This is a genomic window from Streptomyces sp. NPDC048211 (assembly GCF_043202315.1).
Classification (GTDB): domain Bacteria; phylum Actinomycetota; class Actinomycetes; order Streptomycetales; family Streptomycetaceae; genus Streptomyces.
In genome coordinates, this window is the sequence record NZ_JBIDAD010000005.1 from 75,924 (window position 1) to 99,996 (window position 24,073).

At 70.9% G+C, this 24,073-nt stretch carries 18 protein-coding genes; 8 read left to right on the forward strand and 10 right to left on the reverse strand.

Annotation, left to right across the window (positions count from 1 at the left end):
- Positions 1 to 43 precede the first annotated feature (43 nt).
- The gene (locus tag ACGFZA_RS19980; protein WP_393680659.1) at positions 44 to 643 is read left to right on the forward strand and encodes a L,D-transpeptidase family protein; all 600 of its coding nucleotides are present in this window, start codon (positions 44 to 46) and stop codon (positions 641 to 643) included.
- A gap of 300 nt (positions 644 to 943) precedes the next feature.
- Here ACGFZA_RS19980 and ACGFZA_RS19985 read toward each other — a convergent pair whose 3' ends face one another.
- The 4 genes from ACGFZA_RS19985 to ACGFZA_RS20000 are packed head-to-tail and all read right to left on the reverse strand — an operon-like array spanning position 944 to position 5,558.
- Positions 944 to 2,302, reverse strand: coding sequence for a GH1 family beta-glucosidase (locus tag ACGFZA_RS19985; protein ID WP_393680662.1), 1,359 nt, complete (start codon positions 2,300 to 2,302; stop codon positions 944 to 946).
- 20 nt (positions 2,303 to 2,322) lie between these two features.
- Entirely contained in the window at positions 2,323 to 3,231 is a 909-nt protein-coding gene (locus ACGFZA_RS19990) for a carbohydrate ABC transporter permease (RefSeq protein ID WP_385286649.1), read from the reverse strand.
- On the reverse strand, positions 3,224 to 4,234 hold the full coding sequence (locus tag ACGFZA_RS19995) for a carbohydrate ABC transporter permease (RefSeq protein ID WP_385286647.1): 1,011 nt from the start codon (positions 4,232 to 4,234) through the stop codon (positions 3,224 to 3,226). Before ACGFZA_RS19995 ends, ACGFZA_RS19990 begins: the two co-directional genes overlap by 8 nt.
- Before the next feature lie 10 nt (positions 4,235 to 4,244).
- The gene (locus ACGFZA_RS20000) at positions 4,245 to 5,558 is read right to left on the reverse strand and encodes an ABC transporter substrate-binding protein (protein ID WP_385286646.1); all 1,314 of its coding nucleotides are present in this window, start codon (positions 5,556 to 5,558) and stop codon (positions 4,245 to 4,247) included.
- A 145-nt stretch (positions 5,559 to 5,703) separates the two neighbouring features.
- On the opposite strand from ACGFZA_RS20000, the gene ACGFZA_RS20005 reads away from it, so the two are divergent.
- Positions 5,704 to 7,062 carry an ROK family protein gene (locus ACGFZA_RS20005; protein WP_393680666.1) on the forward strand — a complete coding sequence of 453 codons (1,359 nt, stop codon included), beginning with the start codon at positions 5,704 to 5,706 and terminating at the stop codon, positions 7,060 to 7,062.
- Between the two features lie 532 nt (positions 7,063 to 7,594).
- Here the strand turns inward: ACGFZA_RS20005 and ACGFZA_RS20010 are convergent.
- Positions 7,595 to 8,689: a LacI family DNA-binding transcriptional regulator gene (locus ACGFZA_RS20010; protein ID WP_393680668.1), complete on the reverse strand. Its 1,095-nt coding sequence runs from the start codon at positions 8,687 to 8,689 to the stop codon at positions 7,595 to 7,597.
- Between the two features lie 8 nt (positions 8,690 to 8,697).
- Positions 8,698 to 11,208, reverse strand: coding sequence for a glycoside hydrolase family 3 C-terminal domain-containing protein (locus ACGFZA_RS20015; RefSeq protein ID WP_393680670.1), 2,511 nt, complete (start codon positions 11,206 to 11,208; stop codon positions 8,698 to 8,700).
- A gap of 251 nt (positions 11,209 to 11,459) precedes the next feature.
- Here ACGFZA_RS20015 and ACGFZA_RS20020 point away from each other — a divergent pair, with 251 nt between their 5' ends.
- Positions 11,460 to 12,809, forward strand: coding sequence for a transglycosylase family protein (locus ACGFZA_RS20020; protein ID WP_393680672.1), 1,350 nt, complete (start codon positions 11,460 to 11,462; stop codon positions 12,807 to 12,809).
- Here the strand turns inward: ACGFZA_RS20020 and ACGFZA_RS20025 are convergent.
- Positions 12,779 to 14,125, reverse strand: coding sequence for a DMT family transporter (locus ACGFZA_RS20025; protein ID WP_393680674.1), 1,347 nt, complete (start codon positions 14,123 to 14,125; stop codon positions 12,779 to 12,781). The genes ACGFZA_RS20020 and ACGFZA_RS20025 overlap by 31 nt on opposite strands.
- A gap of 223 nt (positions 14,126 to 14,348) precedes the next feature.
- Between ACGFZA_RS20025 and ACGFZA_RS20030 the strand changes: the two genes are divergently transcribed.
- From ACGFZA_RS20030 to ACGFZA_RS20045, 4 genes are all read left to right on the forward strand, one after another.
- Positions 14,349 to 15,056 carry a (2Fe-2S)-binding protein gene (locus ACGFZA_RS20030; protein ID WP_393680676.1) on the forward strand — a complete coding sequence of 236 codons (708 nt, stop codon included), beginning with the start codon at positions 14,349 to 14,351 and terminating at the stop codon, positions 15,054 to 15,056.
- 47 nt (positions 15,057 to 15,103) lie between these two features.
- Complete coding sequence (locus tag ACGFZA_RS20035; RefSeq protein ID WP_385286635.1) at positions 15,104 to 15,745, forward strand: GAP family protein; 642 nt, start codon at positions 15,104 to 15,106, stop codon at positions 15,743 to 15,745.
- Between the two features lie 248 nt (positions 15,746 to 15,993).
- Positions 15,994 to 18,600 carry a PA14 domain-containing protein gene (locus ACGFZA_RS20040; RefSeq protein ID WP_393680679.1) on the forward strand — a complete coding sequence of 869 codons (2,607 nt, stop codon included), beginning with the start codon at positions 15,994 to 15,996 and terminating at the stop codon, positions 18,598 to 18,600.
- Positions 18,601 to 18,729: 129 nt separating this feature from the next.
- Positions 18,730 to 21,081: a GH92 family glycosyl hydrolase gene (locus ACGFZA_RS20045; RefSeq protein WP_393680682.1), complete on the forward strand. Its 2,352-nt coding sequence runs from the start codon at positions 18,730 to 18,732 to the stop codon at positions 21,079 to 21,081.
- A 73-nt stretch (positions 21,082 to 21,154) separates the two neighbouring features.
- Here the strand turns inward: ACGFZA_RS20045 and ACGFZA_RS20050 are convergent, their stop codons facing one another.
- Positions 21,155 to 21,487, reverse strand: a complete 333-nt coding sequence (locus ACGFZA_RS20050; protein ID WP_393680684.1) for an STAS domain-containing protein — start codon at positions 21,485 to 21,487, stop codon at positions 21,155 to 21,157.
- A 249-nt stretch (positions 21,488 to 21,736) separates the two neighbouring features.
- Positions 21,737 to 22,249 (reverse strand): MarR family winged helix-turn-helix transcriptional regulator, encoded by a 513-nt coding sequence (locus ACGFZA_RS20055; RefSeq protein WP_385286627.1) that lies wholly within the window; start codon positions 22,247 to 22,249, stop codon positions 21,737 to 21,739.
- 80 nt (positions 22,250 to 22,329) lie between these two features.
- Between ACGFZA_RS20055 and ACGFZA_RS20060 the strand changes: the two genes are divergently transcribed.
- Positions 22,330 to 23,505 carry a PP2C family protein-serine/threonine phosphatase gene (locus tag ACGFZA_RS20060; RefSeq protein ID WP_393680687.1) on the forward strand — a complete coding sequence of 392 codons (1,176 nt, stop codon included), beginning with the start codon at positions 22,330 to 22,332 and terminating at the stop codon, positions 23,503 to 23,505.
- A 29-nt stretch (positions 23,506 to 23,534) separates the two neighbouring features.
- Here ACGFZA_RS20060 and ACGFZA_RS20065 read toward each other — a convergent pair whose 3' ends face one another.
- Positions 23,535 to 23,990: an ATP-binding protein gene (locus tag ACGFZA_RS20065; protein WP_385286623.1), complete on the reverse strand. Its 456-nt coding sequence runs from the start codon at positions 23,988 to 23,990 to the stop codon at positions 23,535 to 23,537.
- Positions 23,991 to 24,073: the final 83 nt, after the last annotated feature.

The window sequence follows — 24,073 nt, forward strand, 5'->3', positions numbered from 1 at the left end:
CGGAACAGCCAGGCGCAGTCCCAGGCCACACAGGAGTGTTCTCATGCGCAACAACGCACGGACCGCACGCATCGTCCCTCTCGCGCTCGCCGCCGTCTTCGTCGGCGGGCTGAGCGCCACCACGGCCGTCCCGGCGCAGGCGCGCGCCGGGACGCAGGCGGCCGCCAAGGTGAGTGACGCCCACTACCTGCGCTTCAACAAGGGATCGGTCACGAACTCCCGCCTGGAGCTGGTCAAGCGCACTCCCGGCCGGGACAAGGTGATCAAGACGTACAAGGCGGGCTCCGGCCAGGTCAAGAACACCTGCGCCGTCGGCAAGGGCTGGCTCCCCAACGCCGGGGCGAGCAAGCCGTATGCCATCGAGTGGCACCGCAAGAACTTCGACGGCATCATCAACGGCCTGGTCATCAAGATCGCCGACCGCACATGCCACAACGGCACCAAGCGCACCGAGCTGTTCATCCACAGCGAGATGAAGCCGAACGGCAAGAGCGGCGTCATCGAGTCCGAGCGGTGGACCAACAGCGGCCCCAACGACTACTACTCCAACGGCTGCATCAAGCTCAACCCCACCGACATCAAGAACCTCTTCAAGCGCCTGGATGGAATCGGCTGGCCGAAGAAGCTGTACGTGGTGGACTGACCGGCCCCGGTGTTCTGCCCGTGGTGCCCGGGATGTCTTCCCGGGCACCACGGGCCGCGTGCGGGTGCTGTACGCCGGCGCCGGACGGGACCGGTGGGGCAGGGACCGCTTCCCGCGCGTGAACAGAGGACCACGCGGTGGTCGCAGGCCACCGACGCTCCGAGTGGCTTCGCTGACGCGTCACTCACGCATTCGGTGACGGCGGCCTTCCCGTGCCGGGGCACGCGGAACCTCCGGCGGCGGCGGTAGTCCGCCGCGGCCGGAGGTCGATGGGGTGGCCCCCGGGCCCCGGTCCCGGGGTCAGGCGGCCCTGCGCGTGCGGCCTGCCGCCGCCTCGCGGATCAGCTCGGCGTAGCGCCGGCCGCTGCTCTTGACGGTGCGGCGCTGCGTCGCGTAGTCGACGTGGACGAGGCCGAACCGCTTGTCGTAGCCGTACGCCCACTCGAAGTTGTCGAGCAGGGACCAGGCGAAGTAGCCGGCCAGCGGGGCGCCCTTGCGGACGGCGCGGGCGCAGGCGGCGAGATGCTCCTCCAGGTACCGGGTCCGCTCCGGGTCGTGCACCGAACCGTCGGCGAGGACCACGTCCCGGTAGGCGGCGCCGTTCTCGGTGACGTAGAGGCGCTGGACGCCGTACTCCTCGGTCAGGCGCAGGAGGAGCTGCTCCAGGCCCTGCGCGTGGACCTCCCAGTCCATGTGGGTGTGGCGGGAGCCGGGCAGGTAGACCTGCTTGGCGTGCGGGACGGGGCCGTTCGGGTCGGCGGTGACGACCTGGCGGAAGTAGTAGTTCACGCCCATCCAGTCGAGCGGCGCCGAGATGAGCTCCATGTCGCCGTCCTGGACGGGGAGTTCGACTCCGTACAGGTCGACCATGTCCTGCGGGTAGCCGCGCCCGAGGATCGGGTCGAGCCACCAGCGGTTGGTGTGTCCGTCGCCCCGCACGGCGGCGGCCCGGTCCGTCTCGCGGTCGGTGGCGGCCTCCACCGGGCTGAGGTTGTTGACGATGCCGACGCGGGCGTCCGGGGACGCCGCCCGGATCGCCTGTACGGCGAGGCCGTGACCGAGGTGCAGGTGGTAGGAGGCCCGGACGGCGGCGGTCAGGTCGGTGAGACCCGGCGCCATCGTGCCCTCCAGATGGCCGATCCACGCCGAGCAGAGCGGCTCGTTGAGCGTGGCCCAGTCCTTGACCCGGTCGCCGAGGCGGTCCACGACGACGGAGGTGTACGCGGCGAAGTGCTCGGCCGTCTCGCGTACGGTCCAGCCGCCGCGGTCCTGGAGCGCCTGGGGGAGGTCCCAGTGGTAGAGCGTGGCGAACGGGGTGATCCCCGATGCGAGGAGTCCGTCCACCAGCCGGTCGTAGAAGTCGAGACCGGCCGCGTTGACCGGGCCGTCGCCGCCCGGGACGATCCGGGGCCAGGCGAGGGAGAAGCGGTACGCGCCCGCCCCCACCTCCTTGATCAGGGAGATGTCCTCGGGGACCCGGTGGTAGTGGTCGCAGGCGACGTCGCCGGTGTCACCGCCGTCCACCTTGCCCGGGGTGTGGGAGAAGGTGTCCCAGATCGAGGGCGCGCGGCCGTCCTCGGCCACGGCCCCCTCGATCTGGTACGCGGCGGTGGCGACGCCCCAGGTGAAGTCGGCCGGGAGGGCGCTGAGGTCGTTCACGGACTTCCTTTCCGAAGTGGTCACTTGACGGCTCCCGCGGTCAGACCGGCGACCAGGTAGCGCTGGAGGAGCAGGAAGCCGGCGACGATCGGCACGCTGACGACCAGCGAGGCGGCCATGACCTGGTTCCAGTAGACGTCGTTCTGCGTGGCATAGCCCTGCAGGCCGACGGCGAGCGTGCGGGTGGTGTCGTTGGTCATGACGGAGGCGAAGAGCACCTCGCCCCAGGCCGTCATGAACGCGTAGACGGCGACGGCGACGATGCCGGGCACCGCGGCGGGCACGACGACCCGGAACAGGGCGCCGAGCGGTCCGCAGCCGTCGACGAGTGCTGCCTCGTCCAGATCCTTCGGGATCGAGTCGAAGTACCCGATGAGCATCCAGATGGAGAACGGCAGCGAGAACGTCAGGTACGTGAGGATCAGTCCGCCGCGCGAGCCGTACAGGGCGATACCGGTGCTGTTCCCGATGTTGACGAAGATGAGGAACAGCGGGAGCAGGAAGAGGATGCCCGGGAACATCTGGGTGGAGAGCACCGTGACGGTGAAGACCCGCTTGCCGCGGAACTTGTAGCGGCTGACCGCGTATGCCGAGAACACCGCGATGATCACCGACAGCACCGTCGCCGAGCCCGCCACGACCAGCGAGTTGACGAAGTACCGGGCGAGCGGGACGGTCTCCCAGATGTCGAGGTACGGCTTGACCGTCAGCCCGGACGGGATCCAGTGGAACTTCCCCGAGACGTCCTGGAGCGGCTTGAGCGAGCTGCTGATCATCACGTAGACGGGCAGCAGGACGAAGGCGGTCAGGAAGGCCAGGATGATGCGGCGGGTCCAGAGGAAGGACTGGGGTGCGGCCATCGGCGACCGGGATCGCGATCTCGATCGGGCCGCTTTCGACAGTGCGGCCGGCTGGGCATGGCTAGGCATCTGCACCCTTCCTTCCGCGCGAGGTGATGAGCAGGTAGACGGCCGTCACGACCAGCAGGAACAGCAGCAGGAGCACGGACATCGCGGATCCTGTGCCGAAGTTCCAGGTGACGAACGACGACTGGTAGATATGGATCGAGATGAGGTCCGCGTTCTCCGGTGCCGCCTTGCCGAACAGCACGTACGGAGTGTTGAAGTCGTTGAACGTCCAGAGGAACAGGACGAGCACCAGGACCTGGTTGACCGGGCGCAGCGACGGCAGCGTGATCTTGCGGATCTGCTGCCAGATGCCGGCGCCGTCGATCGCGGAGGCTTCGTACAGTTCGCGCGGGATGTTCTGCAGCCCCGCCATCACGATGAGGAAGGCGAACGGCCAGCCCTTCCAGACCGAGACGACGATCAGTGCGTAGATGCTGTTGTCACCGATCAGCCAGAAGGACGGCTGATCGGTCAGCCCGAGCTGGTCGTGGAGCACGTGGTTGACCAGCCCGTTGTCCCGCTGGAACATGAACGCCCAGGTGATGACGGCCGCGTAGACCGGCAGGGCGTAGGGGACGAGGAAGATCGCCCGCAGGAATCCGCGGCCCCGGAAGTTCTCCTGGAGCATGATCGCCGCCGTGACACCGAACAGCCAGGCCAGGCCGACGGCGAAGAACGTGAAGACGCAGGTGACGAAGAACGAGTGGAGCAGCGCCTCGCCGATCGGGGCGTTGAAATCGACGGCGATCCTGTAGTTGTCGAGGCCGGTCCAGGGCGCCGCGCCCCAGTTGCCGATGAAGAACTGAGTGAGCTGGCGGAAGCTCATCACGATTCCGATGATCATCGGAATCACATGGATGAGAAGTTCGAGCAGGACGGCCGGCAGGAGCAGGAGATAGGGCAGTCCGCCCTGGCGGATCCGGCCGGGGATGCGCGGCAGTCTCCTGCGCGCACCCCCGGTGCCCCGGCTCGTCACCCTGTCCGACTTTTCGGTTCGGCTGTCGGTGGTCACGGTGGCGGTCATGGAAGGTGCCTTACTGCTGCATCGTCTGCTGGGCCTTTTCGAGGCGCGCCTTGACGGATTCGGTGGTCACGGGGCGTCCGGCTGCGGCGTCGGCCCACAGCTCCTTCACCGCGGTGCCGACGGCCGTTTCGAACTGCGACTCGTTGGGCACCTGCGGCAGCGGGGCCGCGCTCTTGGCCAGCGTGTCGCGCAGGACCGCGAGGTCGGGCGCCGAGAACGCGGCGTCGGCCTGGGCGGTCTTGACCGGCGGGATGGACCCGTAGGTCTTGTTGAGCAGCTTCTGCTCGGCGTCGCTCGTCATGAACTTCACGAACTTCTTGGCGCCGTCGATGTTCTTGGTGTTCTTGAACACCGCCATGTTGATGCCGGCGACCATGGAGTTGACGTTCTTGCCCTGGCCGGGAGTGCCGGACGCGACGGGCACGGGGGCCGCGCCCCAGTCCTCGGGCTTCATGCCCTGGGAGGCGAACGTCGAGGCGGCGGCCTGCCACAGCACCATCGCGGTCTTGCCCTTGGCGAAGTCCGTCAGGGACTGGTTCTGGGCGTACTCGGCGTTGCCCGGCGCGATGATCTTGTCCTTGGCCATGAAGTCGACGTACTGCTTCACGGCCGAGACGGCACCGTCGGAGGTGAACGTCGGCTTTCCGGCGGCGTCGAAGAAGTCCGCGCCGTGCTGCTGTCCCAGAACGAAGGTCTGGTGGATGTTGTTGGAGAGGTTGGAGCCCTCCGCGCCCAGGCCCCACTTGCCGTTCTTGGAGAGCTTCTTGCCGTCCTCGACCAGCTCGTCCCAGGTGGCCGGGGGCTTGGCGATGCCCGCCTCGGCGAAGCTCTTCTTGTTGTAGTAGAGGGCGTACGCGAGCGAGTACAGCGGCACCGCGGAGGGGTCCTTGCCCTCGGCGCCGGCCGACGCGACCGCCGAGTCGACGAAGCGGTCCCGGCCGCCGATCGCGTCGAAGTTCGCCTTGTCCCAGGGCAGCAGCGCACCCGTCGCCTGGAGCGAGGCCGACCAGGTGTTGCCGATGTTCAGTACGTCCGGGCCCTGACCGGACGTGGTGGCCGCGAGGATCCGGTTCAGCAGGTCTGCCCAGGGGACGACCTCCAGCTTGACCTTGATGCCGGTCTGCTCCTCGAACTTCTTCAGCTCGGGGGTCAGGATCTTCTTGTCGGCCTCGATGCTGGGGCCCTGGTTGGAGGCCCAGTACGTGAGGGTCTTGGGCGAATCGTTGCTGCCGCCGCTCGACGACGTCCCGCCTCCGCAGCCGGTGACTCCGGCGGCGATGGAGATCGCGAGGGTGGCGGCTGCTGCGGCTCTGATGGTGCGCATGCGGGATGGCCCCTTTCCGGGGAGGAAGGCCGCGTTCGAGAAACGAACGACCTTCAGGGCTTAATTTATGACGTGATTTAAGAGGTGAGCGAAGGTCGCGTCAAGTCCCGCGGTCGCGGTATGTTGCGGGAAGGGAAGGAGCCACATGGCTGAGCGCAACAGACGGACCGTGCGTGACCTGCGACGGGGCAACCGGGCGAGGGTTTTGCAACGGTTGTATTTCGACGGCCCGCTGAGCCGTCAGGAGCTCGGTCCCGCGACGGGGCTGAGTTCGGGTTCCATCAGCAACGTCGTCGCGGAACTTGCCTCGGAGGGTCTCCTGGAGGAAGCCGGAGTCGTCGATTCCGACGGCGGCCGTCCCCGCACGCTGCTGCGCGTCACGCCCGGGGGTGGCCTCCTCATCGGCATCGACATCGGGGAGACGCGGATCAGGGTCGAGCTCTTCGACCTCGCTCTCACCGAACTCGCCCGCACCGAGAGACTGCTGGCCCAGCACGGCTACGACGTCGACCGCATCGTCGGCCACGTCCGCAGCGGGGTCGCCGACGTGCTGCGGGACGCCGACGCCGACCCGCGCCGGCTCCTCGGCATCGGGATCGGCGTCCCCGGCATCATCGAGCGCCACGCGCCGGACGGTGCGGTCGGTGATGTGGGGTCCGTCGTGCACGGCCAGACCATCGACTGGAGTGCCGTCCCCTTCGAGCGGCTGCTCCGCGACGCCGTCCGGATCCCGCCGGAGGTGCCGTTCTTCATCGACAACGGCGCCAAGACGCTCGGCCAGGCCGAGATGTGGTTCGGCGGTGGCCGCGACGCGGGTGCCTCGGCCGTCGCCCTCATCGGTTCCGGAGTCGGCGCCTGTGTCAACCACGGCGACCTGCTCGACGAGGACCGCAGCAGCATGGCCCTCGAATGGGGCCACACCACCGTGCAGCTGCGCGGCCGGCGCTGCCGGTGCGGCTCGATAGGGTGCCTGGAGGCGTACGCGGGCGCCGAGGCGATGCGCGAGCGCTGGCACGAGGCGGGCGGCCCGCTGCCCGCCGACGCCGACGACGAGACCGCACTCGCGGCACTGCTCGCCGCCGCCTACCCCGGCCCCGGCGGCGAACCCGACCCGCTGGCGGTCTCGGTCCTCGACGAGACGGCCGCATGCCTGGGTGCGGCCCTGGGTGACCTGATCAACCTCTTCCTGCCCGAGCGCATCCTCCTCGGAGGGTGGGCGGGCCTGCTGATCGGCCCGCATCTCCTGCCCGACATCCGGCGCTACGCACAGGAGTACGCGCTCCGCCACGCCGCGGACCGGACCACGATCGAGCTGGGCCGCCTCGGCCCCGACGCGGTCACGGTCGGCGCCGCGACGCTGCCGCTGGCCGACTTCCTGGCGAGGGGCGGCACCCGCCCGTCCGCCGAGCCCCGGACCGGCCCTCCGGTGCCGGGCTTCCGTACCGCCGCCGACGCGGTACGGGGGAGGGAGCGCGCGCGCACGTCGTCGGACGCGACGGGGTGAGGTGAGACGTGGGGAGGCGCGAGCTGACGGGCGTGCAGGGCGGCAGTGTGCACCGGCGGCCCGCATCGGCGGCGCGCGTCGGTGGCGTCGGCATCCGGGCGGGTTCTGCTCGGGCGGGCCGGCCTTCGGGCAGGGGGACCGGGCCTCCCCGGCTCATTGCGGGGGCGACGACCGGGATGTTGCGCCAGGCGGCCGGCCGGGCCACCTCCCGTGCGACGGCCCGCGAGGTGCCGAGGCTCGCCCGCGCGCGTTCCACGGAGCGGCTGCGTGCAGTCCGGGGGTCCTGGAACGCCTGATCCCGGTTCTGTCCGACTTCTGCGGGAACACCCCGCAGAAACGACATCAGCGCTCCGGGAGCGACACCCGCCAGGGGAGGATCCGGCCGGTCGGACTCAGGCAGGACGCAGGACCTCGATCGCTCAGCGCGGCACCTACCTGATCCCTTCCGTTGCGGCCGGGGCGGCACAACACCCCCGGGGCGGCGGCCGATGACCGTACCGGCACCGGCACCCGTACCGGCACCCGCACCGCTCTAGGCAGACTCCCGTACCACCAGCGAAGGTTCGAAGATCACCGACGTCGCCGCCCCGTCCGGCTTCGACAGCCTTTCGATGAGGAGACGGGCCATCTCGGCGGCCATCGCCTCGACCGGCTGGCGGACCGTGGTCAGCGGCGGGCGGCAGGCGGAGGCCGCGCTGCTGTCGTCGAAGCCGATCACCGCGACGTCCTCGGGTACCCGCTTGCCGTGCTCCCGCAGGACGTGGCAGGCGCCCATCGCCATCAGGTCGTTCGCCGCGAACACCGCGTCCAGATCGGGGTGTTCCACCAGCAGCCGTTCCATCGCGGCCTCGCCGCTCTCCTGGGTGAACTGTCCCTCGGCGATCGGGACGTAGGAATGGCCGTGCCCGGCCAGGGTGTCGCGGAAGCCCGCCATCCGCTCCTGGCCCGCGGGCACGTCGAGCGGCCCGGTGATGGTCGCGACGCGCCGGCAGCCGCGGGCCAGCAGATGCTCGGCGGCCAGTCGAGCACCGTCCTGGTGGGCAAGGTCGACATAGCTGATCCGGACCGGCCGTGCGGGCCGCGCGTACAGCACCGCGGGCAGTCCGGCGTCCGTGAGCATGCCGGGCAGCGGGTCCTCCGCATGCGTCGAGACGACCAGCGCGCCGTCGGCGCTGCCCTGGCGCAGGAACGAGACCACGTCCTCGCGGGCCCGTGACGTCTCGGCGAACATCAGGACCGGGTGCATGCCGCGCGGCCGGAGGTAGTTGACCACCCCGGTCACGACCCGGCCGAAGAACGGGTCGGCGAAGACCTGTGCGGTGAAGGACGATCCGTTCTCCGGATCGGCCGTGTCCCCGGCCGGTCCGCCATCGGCCGATTCGGGCTCGACCCCCGCGCCGGACACGACCAGGGCGATGGCGTCGGTGCGCCGGGTCACCAGGGAGCGCGCCGCGCGGTTGGGTGCGTAGCCGGTGAGGGAGACCGCCCGGCGCACGGCCTCCTGGATCGCCGGGTCAACATTCCGTACGCCGTTGATCACCCGGGAAACGGTGGCGCGGGAGACACCGGCCGCCCTCGCCACGTCCTCAAGGGTGGGTGTACCGGCCGGTCGCAGATCATCCGTCATGCGTGCATTTATAGCACCAACGGAGAGCGCTCTCCTGGGTGCTTCGGATCGACGGTGGCATCCGTTCCGGCCGGGGTGCGCGGCGCGACCGCGGTCAGTGCCGCGATGAGTGGCAGATCGCCCGCCGAACGGCCCCCCAGCAGGGCGAACTCACCGGTCTCCGTCTCCCATCCGTGCCGTGCGGCCGACCAGTGCGCCAAGGCCCGCCCGGACACCCGGACCACCGCGACCGCGCTCTCCCCGGGCTCCGCCTCGACCGCCGCGTACCCGATCAGCCGGCGCGCGGGGCGCTCCACCGCCGTCCCGCTTCTGGCCAGATAGACCTGGACCACCTCGCGCCCACGCCGCCGGCCCGAGTTGCGCACCCGTACGCGTACGTCGAAGGGGTCCCCGTCCCGGACCTCGGCGGGCGCCGTCAGCTCCTCGTACGCCCAGTTCGTGTATCCCAGCCCGTGACCGAACCAGTAGGCCGGCACGGCACCGGAGCGCAGCCAGGCCGCGTACCCGATGTGGAGGCCCTCCTCGTAGCGGAGCTGTCCACCGGCGGTCGGGGCGGTGTCGAGCACCGGTACGTCGTCCTGGACGGTGCCCCACGTGGTCGGCAGCCGGCCGCCCGGTTCGGCCCGGCCGAACAGCACGTCGGCGGTCCCGCCGCCTGCCTCCTGTCCGGGGAACCAGGCGAGCAGCAGCGCGGGAACGCGGGTGTGCCAGGGGAGGGCGACCGGGCCGCCCGAGTTCACCACGACGACGGTGCGCGGATTGGCCCGCGCCACGGCGCGTACGAGGGCGTCCTGGCCGTCCGGCAGGTCCAGGCTCGTGCGGTCGTGCCCCTCGGACTCGCTCTGCTCGGTCGTGCCCACGACGACCACGGCGACGTCCGCCGCCCGTGCGGCGGCCACGGCCCCGGCGAGGGCGCGGGCCGCGTCGTCGGCGGGTGGGGCGGCGGCGAGGACCGTCGCCACACCCGAACCCGGTGCGAGCGAGCGCCGCGCCACGACCTCCACCTCCTGGCCCTGGGCGAGCTCGGCCCGCGCACGGTGCAGGGGCGGGGCGACGTGGACCCGGGTCGGATCGTCACTGTCCAGCGGGAACGTGCCGGACAGCACCTCCTGGCCGCCGACGGAGAGCGAGAGGTCGCCCCAGCCGCCCAGCGCCCAGGTCCACATGCCGCCGACGGCAGGCCGGACCAGGGCCCGGATCTCCACGGCCGCGGCGCCGTCGACCCTGACGGAGGGCTCGACGATCCGCCCGGACAGCCGGTGCTCGGCGTGGAGTTCGTCCCCGTTCCCGTCGAGCAGCCTGACCAGTACGCCCGGTTCTCCGCTACGCGGATCGCGCGACAGCTCCCGTGTGAGGGGGACGGGCCGGGCCGACAGGGGCAGGCCGCGGTGGTACGTCACGGCCGCCGCGCCTTCCAGCGCCTCCTCGATCCCGGCCAGCGGGGTCACCACGGCGTCGGGGAACACCTCGGCGCTGCCTCCGCCCTGGATGCGTACCACCGTGGCATGCGGGCCGATGACGGCGACGGAGCGCAGCCCCGCCGGGTCCAGCGGCAGCAGTTCCCCTTCGTTGCGGAGGAGTACCGAACCGGCTGCGACGGCCCGGCGCAGCAGTGCGCGCTGCGTACCGGGCGCGATCACGGGCCGCCACACCGGCCGGGACGATCCCAGCGCCCCCACCTGTCCGGCAAGCCTGAGCAGCCGCCGCACCTTGTCGTCGATCACCTCGGGGGAGACCAGTCCCTGTTCCAGTGCGGTGAGCAGGCCGGCCGCCCACGGACCGTCCGGTCCCGGCATCGCGAGGTCCTGCGCGGAGCGTGCGGTGTCCAGGAGCGTGCGCACACCGCCCCAGTCCGAGACCACCGGGCCCTCGAACCCCCAGCCCTCCTTCAGCGGGTGCTCCAGCAGGGGGGAGGCGGACATGGTGACGCCGTCGACCTTGTTGTACGCGGACATGACCGCCTGGACTCCGGCCGCCACGACCGCCTCGAAGGGAGCGAGGTAGACCTCGTGCAGGGTCTGTTCGTCCACCCGGACGTCGACACGCAGCCGGTCCGTCTCGGCGTCGTTCGCCACGAAGTGCTTGGCGGTGGCGGCGACGCCGCCGGACTGGATGCCCTTGACGAGAGCGGCGCCGGTCCGGCCGGTGAGGAACGGATCCTCGGAGAAGCACTCGAAGTGCCGGCCACCCAGCGGGGACCGCTGCAGATTCAGCGTGGGGGCGAGGAGCACATCCACTCCTTTGCGCCGAGCCTCCGCGGCGAGCAGCACACCGAGATCCGTGAGCAGGCGCTCGTCCCAGGAGGCGGCCAGTGCCGTGGGGGAGGGCAGGACGAGCGAGGTCTCGCGCTCGTCCCAGGTCTCGCCGCGCACTCCGGCGGGCCCGTCGGAGAGGGTGAGGGCGCGCAGTCCGACAGCCGGTTCGGCGTGCGTGCGCCAGGTGCTCGCACCGGTCAGCAGGCGCACCTTCTGTGCCGCGTCGAGCTTCTCCAGCAGCGGATCGATCTCTTCGTCCGTCATGACGGCCCTGCCCCTTCAACCCCCGCGCCCACACGATCGGAGAGCGCTCTCCCGGTCTGCCGGGCCCAGCGTCGCTGGCCGACGCCGACCATGTCAATGGGGAACGGTTCCGGGCGGGCGGCCGGGGAGGGCCCGGACGAGGCCCGGCGGAGGGTGTGGCCGGAACTCGCTGTGCTCTTGTCATCACCCGCTGTCTGCACATAAGTTGACCGCTTGCGACGTGTCCTACTGCCTGTGGGGGAGCCAACATCATGGCCGCGAACGGACGGCACCGCAGATATCAGCCCAGCCGCATCAACCGTGCTTCGCTCACGGTCACAGCGGGCGGTGCGGGCATTGCGCTCCCGCTTCTCACCGCCGCATCGGCCGGTGCCGCGTCGGGCGATGTCTGGGACAAGGTTGCCGCGTGCGAATCCACCAGCAACTGGCACATCAACTCGGGCAACGGCTACTTCGGCGGCCTTCAGTTCACCCGGTCGACGTGGGCGGCCTACGGTGGCACGGTCTACGCCCCGCGCGCGGACCTGGCCACCAGGGACCAGCAGATCGCCATCGCGGAGAAGGTCCTCGGGGGACAGGGGCCGGGCGCCTGGCCGGTCTGTTCCGGGAAGGCCGGGCTGACCCGGGGCGGCGGGGGCCCCGACATCAGCCCGCAGACCGAGCGGACGAGCGAGGTCGCGACGCCGAAGAAGGCCGGTCCCCGGCCCTCCGCGCCGGCCAGGGCGGAGACGAGGAACGCCTCGGCCACGCCTACGACGGTGCCGGGCAGACGCGACTCGTACACCGTGGCAACCGGGGACTCGCTCTCCGGGATCGCGGCGGACCGGCGCCTGGAGGGCGGCTGGCAGCGGCTCTACTCGGCGAACCGCCAGGTCGTCGGTGACGACCCGGACCTGATCTTCCCCGGCCAGCGTCTCAGCCTCGACCAGGCAGGGACCCCGAGGACGGTCACCGGCGCCGCTCCGAAGACGGATGCGGTGCGGGAGCCGCGCGCCAAGGAGAAGGCGGCGCCCGCACCGAAGGGAACGGCGAAGCCCGAGCAGAAGCGGACGGCGCAGCCCGCGCAGCAGGCGAAGCCCAAGCCGGCGGCGCAGCCGAAGCAGACTCAGCAGGCCAAGCCGAAGCCCAAGAAGACCGAGACCCACAAGACCGAGACCCACAAGACCGAAAGCCACAAGACCGAGCGGGCGGAGAAGCACTCCGGGCTCACCGCCCCGGTGGCGGCCCGCACGGGCACCCCGTACCACCAGGCGGGGTCCTGGTCCAGCGGCTACCACACGGGCGTCGACTTCCCCGTGCCGACGGGTACGTCGGTGAAGGCCGTGGCGCCCGGCACGGTCGTCTCCGCGGGCTGGGGCGGGGCCTACGGCTACCAGATCGTCATCCGGCACGGCGACGGCAAGTACAGCCAGTACGCGCACCTGTCGTCGCTCCTCGTGCGCTCGGGTCAGCACGTCGGCGGCGGCCAGCGCATCGCCCGCTCCGGTGCCACCGGCAACGTCACAGGGCCGCACCTGCACTTCGAGGTCCGGACGGGACCCGGCTACGGCTCCGACGTCGATCCGCTCGCCTACCTCAGGGCGGGCGGCGTCAAGGTCTGAACGCCGGGGCGGTCACCGGCAGCGGAAGCGGCGGATGACGCGCCCCTTCGCACGGTGGTGCCGCGCGGCCGTGGATCCGGTGCGAACTCCGCCTGACCCACCCGGCGTCCCAGCGGTGTCCGCACGGGGAGCGGCAACGGGGCGGGAAACGTTTCCGCGGCTGCTCCCGGCGGCATCGGCCCCGTGGGTTCGGGGAAGGTCACCACGATCGGTGCCGTCGGCCGGGCTGCTGCCGCGTCCACCGGGCCCGGCACCTCGCCCGCCGGGTCCGGCGAGCCGGCGGGCCCGGCGAAATCCCGCGCGTCCTCGCCGGACGGGCCGGGGGCGCCGGAGATGTGAGAAGCCCGGGTCGACGACGCCGGGCCCGGAGGCGGCGCCACGACGGTGGCGCCGCGCGAAGCCCTGCCCGCGGTCCCGCCCGTGCGGGACGCGGTCCGCGTGCTCTCGTCGCCTTCCGGTGCCTCCTGGCCCCCGCGGCGCTCCGCGCTCATCCGTTCCGTGGTGAGCATGATCAGTCCACCGGCCGCGACGGCTCCGCAGGCGAGGGCGAGCATCGTGCCCGCGGTGCCGTGCCGGAACTGCTCACCGAACAGCGTGAGGCCGACCGCGGCGGCCACCACCGGGTTCACGACGGTCACCGTGGCGAGCGGGGCGGTCAGACCCGCGCCGCGGTACGCGGCCTGGGACAGCAGCAGCCCGGCGCCCGCGAGCGCGGCGATCACCAGCAGTGTCGGCAGGCCCGCGCCCACCGAGCCCGAGGTCCACTGCATGGCCACGGTCTTGGTGAACACCGAGGCGATACCGAAGGCGACACCCGCGGCTCCGGCCAGGACCACGCTGCGCATCACCGGCCGGCGCATGGCCTTCGCGACCAGCATGAGGGCGGCCACGGCGCCGAACGTCACGAGGGCGAGCATGAGTTGCTGCGGCCCGCCCAGCGAGTGCGTATCGGAGCTTCCGGTCAGGGCCAGCAGCCCGGCAAGCCCGACGGTCGCCATGACCGCGCCGCGCCAGGCGGTCGCCCCGGCCTTGCGGCGCACGAAGAGGGCGGCCATCGGCAGGGCGAAGACGATGGTCAGGGCGCCCAGCGGCTGGACGAGGCTGAGCGGACCGTACGCCAGCGCCACCACGTGCAGCACCGCACCCACGCCGTTCAGAGCCACCGCGGCCCACCAGACCCGGTCGCGCAGCGGGGCGAGTGAGCGGCCGTCGGAGGAGGTGGCCACGCGCTCCTGGACGATCGCCCCGGCCGCGTAGGCGACCGCGGAGACCAGTGACAGGAGCACGGACAGCGCGAGGGAACTCATGTACACCACGATCTCCCTTCAAAGCCGCCGCGTCGTCGTCCCTGAGACGGCGATTCGACGTACTGCTTTGGTAGTACGGGAGTGGCCCGGGTGTCCTCCTCCCGACGGTAGTCCTCCCCGTGGCCGGCCTCAGAACGATCATCCCGCACGGGTACGGTGAACCGCGAGCCGCGGCACTGCCGGTGCCCGTGGGGTCACAACGGGTGGCCGGGCGAAGGGGGGCGGCAGGGCGATGGGCGAGGAGGTCTCCCCGGGCGGGTTCTTCGCGATGCGGACGGGCCCTGTGCCGGGGGACGGGCACCGACCGCTGGCACGGCTGTACGCGGGGGACGACGCACCGCTCGCGGCCCGGATCGACACCGTCGCCCGGCGGCTCGGGACGTCCGAACGGCGGGTGGCGGCATCCGTCGCACACCTGGGACTCGCCGCGCGGCTCTGGTCCGTCGCGCTGGGACCGGCGGCCGTCACGGGCGGTTTCCCCGCGCTGCGGGCCGAGAGCCTGTACTGGGATCCCTGTGCGGCCACCCCCGACGACCTGTGGCCGGCCGCTGCCGGCATCGTTCCGGGGTCCGCCGCCCGGATCCGGGAGATCGTCCAGTACGGGCACCTCGAACCGCTCGCTGCGGCGGTCCGGCGCGACACCCCCGTCCCGGTCCGGCTGCTGTGGGGCAACGCCGGATCCGCGCTGGCGGGAGCCGTGCGCCAACTGATCGCGTGGGCACGGGCCCACGGCCGCGCGGACGTCGCCGCGCGGACCCGGGCCCTGGCCGCGGAGCTCTTCGACCACCCGGATCTGCGCGACACGGGGGCGCCGCACGGGCCGGGCTTCCGGCGGAACACCTGTTGCCTCTACTACCGTCTCCCGGGCGGCGGACTGTGTGGTGACTGCGTCTTCGACGAAGCCCCGCGCAGGCTGCCCGGGCGCTCCGACGGAGGTTGAGGCGCGGCGGTCGGGTTGCGAAGTAGACGGAGAGCGGAGCGCCGCGCATGGTTCTGGACCTCGTCGTCATCGGGCTGGCCATCAACCTGGGGCCCCTGCACAACAGCGCGTTCATCCTGCTGCTCTCCGCGCCCGGGGGCGTGCGGAAGGGGTTGGCGTTCATCCTGGCCTGGCTCGGTTGTCTGGTTCTGGTCCTCGCCGTGGTGATCCTGCTGACCGGCGGCAAGCCGCCCGCTCCCAGGAGCGCACCGTCGACCGTCGCCCTGGCGCTCAAACTGGTACTGGGCCTCGCCATGGTGACCTACGCGGAGCGCAAACGGCGCCGGGGCAGCCGGCCGCGCCCGACGCCCAAGTGGCTGGGACGGCTGGACAGCGCCTCCGGGTGGACCGCCGCCGGGCTGGGCGTCATCCTGCAGCCCTGGGGCCTGGTCGCCGCGGGCGCCGCGACCGTCGTGCAGGCGCACCTGACGTCCCTCGGTTCGTATGTGGCGCTGATGGTGTTCTGTCTGCTGGCCACCTCCGGGCTGCTGGTGATGGAGCTCTGCACGACCTTCAGGCCCGAGCCGGCCCGGGCGCGACTCGCCGCGCTGCGCGAGTGGATCGAGGGTCACCAGGACCAGGTGATCGTGACGTTGTCCCTGCTGGCCGGATTCTGGCTCGTCGCCAAGAGCGTCTATCAGCTCGTCTGACACCACAGCCGGTCCGGGTCGTGCCGGAGTTCCCACGGGCAGGCCGAACAGCGGCGTGGCGATCCGCTCCACACCGTCATCCCGAGGCCTCTGACCTGGGCTCTTCCGAATTCCTCCACCCCGCAGCGGGGCTTGTCATGGACCTGGACAGCGCCACATCCGGCGTGTTGTCATGCCAACTGCCATTCCTTCCAACGTTGTACATCGTGTGGCAACGAGCCGCCACCCTTCCCCACGAAGGAAATTCCGTGCGTATCGACAAGAGACTGATTCTGTTTCTGGCAGCCGCCGTCGGGGCCGCCGGACTGTCCGCCGTCCCCGCCGCGTCCGCCGCGGGCCAGGACCCCGGAGGCTCCGCCGGCGTGCAGGGGCTGAAGGGGGAGTACTACACCCAGTCCGCCCCGGGCGCCTTCGACTTCGGGGAGCTCAAGGCCACCGGATTCGACCCCTCCATCGACTTCCCGACCCTGGAGTCACGGCTGACCTCGGCCACCGGGCAGGCCGACGACGCCAGCATCCGGTGGACCGGGAAGATCGTGCCGGAGAAGACCGGAGCCCATACGTTCTCGATGATCGGGGACAACGGCTTCCGCCTCTGGATCGACGGAAAGCCGGTCATCGACCACTGGGTCGACGACTGGGAGAAGGAACAGACCTCCCAGCCGGTCGAGTTGACCGCAGGGACCGCCTATGACTTCAAGGTGGAGTACTTCGAGCACGAGGGAGGCTCCAACCTCCATCTCAAGTGGACCGAACCGGGCGGCACCGAGGTGCCCGTACCCCAGTCCGCCTTCCGGCTGCCGGACGACTTCGCGTACGACGGAGCCATAGGCGCCACCGTGCTCGCCGACGGCCGCACCCTCAAGCTCGACTTCGCACAGAAGCTCGGCGCCCTCCCGGCCGGTCTGGTGAACCACCTCGACGCCGTGATCGGCGGAGCCGAGTGGCCGCTCGGGGCGGTCAAGGCCGATCCGGCCGACCCGCGCAGCGTGACCGTCGCCCTCAAGGAGCCGGTCGTCGGCAACAAGGCGGGCAACGCCACCGGGCTCGCCGACATCCGCTATGACGGCGACGGGGCCCTGGCCGGCGAGGACGGCAAGCAGGTCGGCGCCTTCTGGTCCAGCGGGCCCAACCACTCCACGTACCAGCTCCGCACCAAGTGGGCCGACGAGGTGGGGCCGAAGAACGCCCTGCCCGAGTATCCGCGCCCGCAGCTCACCCGCGAGAACTGGCAGAACCTCAACGGTTCCTGGGAGTTCGCCGCGGCGAAGGCGGGGGAGCGGCCCCCGGTGGGCAGGAAGCTCGGGGAGAAGATCCTCGTCCCGTACCCGGTCGAATCGCAGCTCTCCGGGATCGAACGGCACGAGGACCGCATGTGGTACCGGCGGACCTTCACCGTCCCGCAGAACTGGAAGGTCGGCTCCGGCAAGCGGCTCCAGCTGAACTTCGGCGCCGTCGACTGGCAGTCCGAGGTGTACGTCAACGGGCACAAGGTCACCGAACACAAGGGCGGCTACGACAAGTTCGGCGCCGACATCACCGACGCGCTGAAGCCCGGCCGCACCCAGGAGCTGATCGTCGGCGTCTACGACCCGACGGACGCCGAGGACGGCGAGAACCCGCCGATGGGCAAGCAGCGCCTCGACCCCAGCGGCATCTGGTACACGCCGTCCTCCGGTATCTGGCAGACCGTCTGGATGGAGCCGGTCGCGGCCGACCACGCGGACTCGCTGAAGATCACCCCGGACGTCCCGGGTGAGAGCGTCGCCGTCGAGGTGCGTGGCGTACGGGACGGGGTGCCGGTCACGGCGACCGCGTACGACGGAAAGCGCAAGGTGGGCACCGTCACCGGCCGGACCGGATCGGCGCTGAAGGTGTCCGTCCCGGACCCGCACCTGTGGTCCGCGGACGATCCGCACCTGTACCAGCTCGAGGTCACGGTCGGATCGGACCGGGTCGGCAGCTACTTCGGTATGCGGTCCATCGCCGTCGAGAAGGTGAACGGCACCCCGCGCACCGTCCTCAACGGCAAGCCGGTCTTCCTGATGGCCACCCTCGACCAGGGCTTCTGGCCGGACGGGCTGCACACCGCGCCCACCGACGAGGCACTCGCGTACGACCTGAAGATGCACAAGGACATGGGCTTCAACTCGGTCCGCAAGCACATCAAGGTCGAGCCCGACCGATGGTTCTACTGGGCGGACAAGCTGGGCCTGACGGTCTGGCAGGACATGCCGGCGATGAACACCGTCAACCCGTCCGCCGCCGCGCGTGCCGAGTACGAGCACGAGATGAAGGAGATGATCGACGAACACTCCAGCCACCCCTCCGTCGTCATGTGGGTCACCTTCAACGAGGGCTGGGGCCAGTACGACGAGGCCCGCATCGCCGACCAGGCCAAGTCCTGGGACCCGACCCGGCTGGTCAACAGCATGTCCGGGATCAACCTGGGCGTCGACGGAGGCACCGGGGACATCATCGACGAGCACGGCTACCCGAGCCCCGCGCTGCCGAAGCCGGACGGCCGACGCGCCCTGATCAGCGGGGAGTACGGCGGACTCGGGCTCGCGGTACCGGGCCACGCCTGGGCCGTGCAGCAGTCGTACATCGCGGTCGACCCGGCCACCTACACCGACGACTACCTCACCAAGCTCGACGAGGTGCACGCGCTGGCCTGCAAGGGCAGCAACGGAGCGGTGTACACGCAGATCTCCGACGTGGAGGGTGAGCTGAACGGCCTGCTCACCTACGACCGCAGGGTCGTGAAGCCCGATGTGAAGCGGGTGCACGACGCCCAGCAGTCGCTGATCCGCGACGCGTCGAAGCCGGTCGTGGCGGGCTGCCCCGCCGCGTGACCAGTGGTGCGACTCCGGTCCGCCCCGCAGCGGGCGGACCGGAGTCGCACCGTCCCGACCCCTTGACGTGGATCAACGGGGAACCAAGAATGATCGCGCTCTGACAACGTTGTCCAAAGGAGTATCCCCATGCACCGGATCCCACGGCCGCGCCTGCGCGGCCCGGCGGCCGCACTCGCCGCCGCCGCGCTGTTGGGCGGTGTCCTCACGACGGGGGCCGCGGCCCAGGCCGCGCCCCGGACCGACGGCCGGCTGACCGACCTGGTCAACCCGTTCATCGGCACCCAGAACGAGGGCAACACCTACCCCGGCGCCTCCGTGCCGTTCGGCATGGTGCAGCTCTCCCCGGACACCGGCCACAACACCGGATACGACTACGGCGAGAACCACATCCGCGGCTTCTCCTCGGTCCACCTCTCCGGCGTCGGCTGCGGCCTGGGCGGCGATCTGCCGACCCTGCCCACCACCGGTGACGTCACCGAGACCGACTACGCGAAGTACGCGGCCGAGTTCAGCCACGACGACGAGAAGGCGAGCCCCGGCTACTACAAGGTCGGACTCAAGACAGGCATCGACGCCGAACTGACCGCGACCCGGCGCACCGGGGTGCAGCGCTACACCTTCCCGGCCACCGACAAGGCCAACGTCCTGCTCAACGCGGGCCAGTCGCTGCACAGGACGCTCTCGTCCGAGGTCGAGATCCTCGACAACAGGACCGTGCGCACCGCGATCAAGGGCAGTGGCTTCTGCCAGGACACCAAGGCGTACACGGTCTACACCGTCACCCACTTCGACCGGCCCTTCACCACGTCCGGCACCTGGAACGGCGACACCGTCACCGAGGGCTCGAAGAAGTCCTCGGCGACCGACGCCCGCAACGGCGCATGGCTGCGCTTCGACACCAGCAAGGACCGGACCGTCGAGGCCACCACCGCCCTGAGCTACGTCGATGCCAAGGGCGCCGCGCTCAACCTGCGCGCCGAGGGCGGCCACAGTTTCGACCACGTCGAGCGCGCTGCCCAGCGCGACTGGGAGGACCGCCTCGAAGGCGTGAAGGCGCAGGGCGGCAGCGACGAACTGCGCCGCACCTTCTACTCCTCGCTCTACCGCTCCTTCCTCGCGCCCAACGTCGGCAGCGACGTGGACGGCCGCTACACCGGCTGGGACCAGAAGAAGCACCGCGCCGAGAACTTCACGTACTACCAGAACTGGTCGCTCTGGGACACCTACCGCACCCAGGCCCAGCTCCTCTCGCTCCTCGCCCCGCGCGAGTCCCGCGACATGGCGATATCCGTCCTGCGGATCGACGCCGAGAGCGGCTGGCTGCCCAAGTGGGGCTACGGCACGGTCGAGACGAACATCATGACCGGTGACCCGGTCACCCCCTTCCTCACCAACGCCTACCAGCAGGGACTGCTGAAGGGGTACGAGGAGGAGGCGTACCGCGCCCTGAAGAAGAACGCCGACGGTGTACCGGCCACGGACTCCGCACCGGTGGGCCGCGAGGCCAACGTCGAGTACCTGAAGGACGGCTTCGCCCCGTACATCAAGGACCGCCCGCACGCCAAGCCGGGCGACTCCGACTACGACCACGGCGCCTCCGCCACCCTGGAGTACGCCCTGTCCGACGGCATGCTCGCCGAGATGGCCCGCGACCTCGGCCACGACGCCGACGCCGCCCGCTACGACGCCCGTGCGCAGAACTACCGGAAGATCTTCGACCCCTCCACCGGCTTCTTCCGTGCCCGCGACGCCTCCGGCGCCTTCACCGGACCCGCGGACCCGGCGCAGAGCGAGGGCTTCCACGAGGGAACGTCCTGGCAGTACCAGTGGATGGTGCCGCAGGACATCCCCGGCATGGTCGACCTGATCGGCGGCAAGGACGCCGCCAACCAGCGGCTCGACTCCTTCTTCGCGTACGACAAGCTCCTCGCCGACCCGGCGAAGACCGCCCGTGAGGTCTGGGTCAACGGCCCGTACGCGTACTACAACGCGGACAAGTACAACCCGCAGAACGAGCCCGACCTCATCGCCCCGTACACCTATCTCTCCACCGGCCAGCCGTGGAAGACGACCGACGTGGTCCACGCGGCGCTGACGCTCTTCACCAACGGCCCGACCGGCATGACGGGCAACGACGACCTCGGCACCATGTCCGCCTGGATGGTGCTCTCCTCGATCGGGGTCTTCCCGGTCCAGCCGGGCACCGACACCTGGGGTCTGTCCACGCCGGCGTTCGAGCGCGTCGACATCAAGCTCGACCGCCGGTACTACCCGCGCGGATCGCTCACGGTGAGCGCGCCCGGCGCCTCGGACACCGAGCGCTACATCCAGTCGGCGCGGCTCGACGGTGCGCAGCAGTCGCGTACCTACCTCACCACGGACGACATCCGTTCGGCCCGGTCGCTCTCCTTCACGGTGGGCAGCGAGCCGTCGGCGTGGGGCACCTCGCCCGAGGACGCTCCGCCCGCACTGGGCTGAGGCGGACACCGCACACCATGCGAGCGCCCTTCCTCCCGTCCGACGGGAGGAAGGGCGCTCGCATGCGGTGGCCTCAGGCGGGCAGCGGCGGGTCGGTCGCCTCGGCGACGGTCGGGAAGACCGGAAGGGCGCTGTCGAGTCCCAGCACGCCGATCAGCCGTGCCATGAAGGGGGACGGCGCGGCGAGCCGCAGCCGGGGTCCCAGAAGGGTCTGGCCCTGAAGAAGCACGTTCACCGTCGTGGAGTCCGCGAAACCCACCTCCGAGAGGTCGACGACCACCGGCCCGTCGCCGTCCTGCGCCGCGCTCCGCAGCGCGGCGCCCAGGGGGGCGACGTTGTCGATGTCGAGGTCACCTGTCACGGCGAGGACCAGCGCTCCACGGTCCTGGCGTGGGACGATTCTCATGGCTTTGCCGGCGCTGGGGGACGGAAGCACGTTCACCTCGTGATGCACTGGACAGCGGGGGAGAACGCCGGTTGATGTGGACGGTCCGATGCAAGTCCGTCCCTGCTCGCGGCGGGTGTCGGCCAACGATAGAAGTAACAGTTGCCATTTGACAACATTCTTCATGGGGCAACAATCTGTACCCCAATGATCAACGTACGCACCCCCTCGCGGAGTGCCTCGGTACGCGGAAGCAGGGGCTGGATGAAGCTAGGCGCTGTCCGGGATGTCGTCGCGAAGCCGGTCGGCCGGACTCCGGCCGGCGGCGAGCCGCTCCGACGCGGCCGAGCGGAAGGCGGCGAGCCCGTCGGCGAGCGCCGCCACCTCGGCGGGCTCCATCCGCTCCAGTACGGCGGAGAGCTCGCGCGTGCGGATCGCCCGGCACTCCTCCAGGAGCGCGCGGCCCCGTGCGGTCAGCCGCAGCTCGACCTCGCGGCGGCTCGTCGCGCTGGGGTCCCGCTGGACGAGGCCCATGGCCTCCATCCGGTCGCAGAGCCTGCTCACCGACGGGGCGCGCGAACCGAGCGCCTCACCGAGCGAGCGGAGGTTGCTGCCCTCCTGCCGCTCGATCACGAGCAGAGCCCGCAGCTGCGAGGGCGAGACCGTGCCGGGAGGGGCCGCTTCCTGGCCGCGGCCCCACAGCACCTCCAGCAGTTCGGAGGCGGCGCAGACGTCCTCGGAAACCCGTTCGAGACGGTGAGGACGGCCGGTGCGGTGGGGCATCCATCCACTCTGTCATCCGGAGCGTCCTCCTGTCAGCCCGGCCCCGTCCCTGTCACCCGACGAAGAATGAGCGGAAGACCGTGAACGCCCGTACCGAGATCGAACGAGCCGTACGCGCCGCCGCGCCGCACGCCCTGGTGGAGACGGTGCGCGACGCACTGGCCATCGCCTACGACGCCCGGTCCGTGCAGCTGTTGCTGGCGGACTACGGGATGACCGTCCTCAAGCCGGTCGGCGCCGCACCGGAACACGAAGGCGTCCTGTCGATGCACAACAGCCCGCAGGGCCGTGCCTTCGGCAGCCAGCGCCCGCACGAGGTGCCGGCCGGTGACGGCGGTCAGGTCGACCATCACCTTCCCGTGACGGTACGGGGCGAGCGCCTCGGAATCCTCAGCGTGCGTCTCCCGGCCGACGCGGTCACCCCGCAGACCATGGACGAGCTGGCCCACGTGGCCGACCTCCTGGGCCACGAGATCGTCGTGGCGGAGCGGGACACCGACCACTACCGGCGGGCCCGCCGCGTCAACCGGCTCACGCTCGCCGCCGAGATGCAGTGGCAACTGCTCCCCGCCCGGGCCTTCACCGCGGCCGAGTACGCCATCGGCGCGCAGCTGGAACCCGCCTACGCCATCCACGGGGACAACTTCGACTGGGCCGCGGACGGGGACCAGCTGACCGTCTCCGTGACCAACGGCTGGGGCGAGGGCATCCAGGCCTCCCTGCTCACCAACCTCGCCGTGAACGCGTTGCGCAACGCCAGAAGGGCCGGCATCGGCATCGCGGACCAGGCCGCCCTCGCCGACCAGGCGCTCTACGAGCAGCACCGCGGCAGCGCCCATGTGTCGACCCTGCTGCTCCGCTTCGACCTCGCCACCGGGAGGATCGGCGCGGTGGACGCGGGGTCCCCGCAGCTGTGGCGGCTGCGCGGCCGCACGGTCGCCCGGGTGGAACTGGACGCCCAGCTGCCGCTCGGCATGTTCGAGGAGTCGCAGTACGTGGTCCAGAACCTTCAGGCGCTCCCGGGCGACCGGCTGCTGCTCGTCAGCGACGGGGTGTACGACACCCTGTCACCCCACGGCGAGGCGTACGTGGAACGCGGACTGGCCAGGGTGATCCTCGCGACGCGGCTGCTGCCCGCGGCGTCGGTCCCGGGGGCGGTCCTGCGTGAACTCGCGGACTATCGCGACGCGGACACGCTCGACGACGCGCTGGTCGTCTGCATCGACTGGTTCGGCAGGCAGGGGAGCGAGGGCTGACGCCACGGCTCGTGGGCCGGCGGGGCTGATCAGCTGCTGAGCATGAACTCGGCGCGGATGCGCTTGCCGACCGGCACCCGCTCGGCCGTCAGGCGGTCGCACAGGGCCACGACGATCTCCATGCCGTGCCCCCCGAGCCGGCTCGGGTCGGGGGAGTAGAAGACCGGGAGCGCGCTGCTGCTGTCGTACACCGTGACGCTGATGCGCTCGGCGTTGCCCTCAAGCTCGAGCAGGTAGGGGCCGTGGCTGTAGCGGTCGGCGTTGGTGACCAGCTCGCTCACGGCGAGCATCAGATCGTTGCGGGTGTGCGTGCCGAGCACGGCCATCCACTCGGCGACGAGCCGCGCGAGAAAGCGGTCGGCCAGGGCGCGCGCCTGGGCGATGCACCCGGGCTCGCCGTCGAACACCTCGGCGCTGTGCAGTGTCTCCGTGGGCGGACAACTCCTCGTGGAGTCGTCCGGCCGGGAGATGGCCTGTTCGTTCATGTGCTCCAGCCAGGGCGCAGCGGGGGAGGCTGTGGGCCTCTCTTCTCGCTGATCGTGTACCCGCGCCGGGAGATCCCACTCCC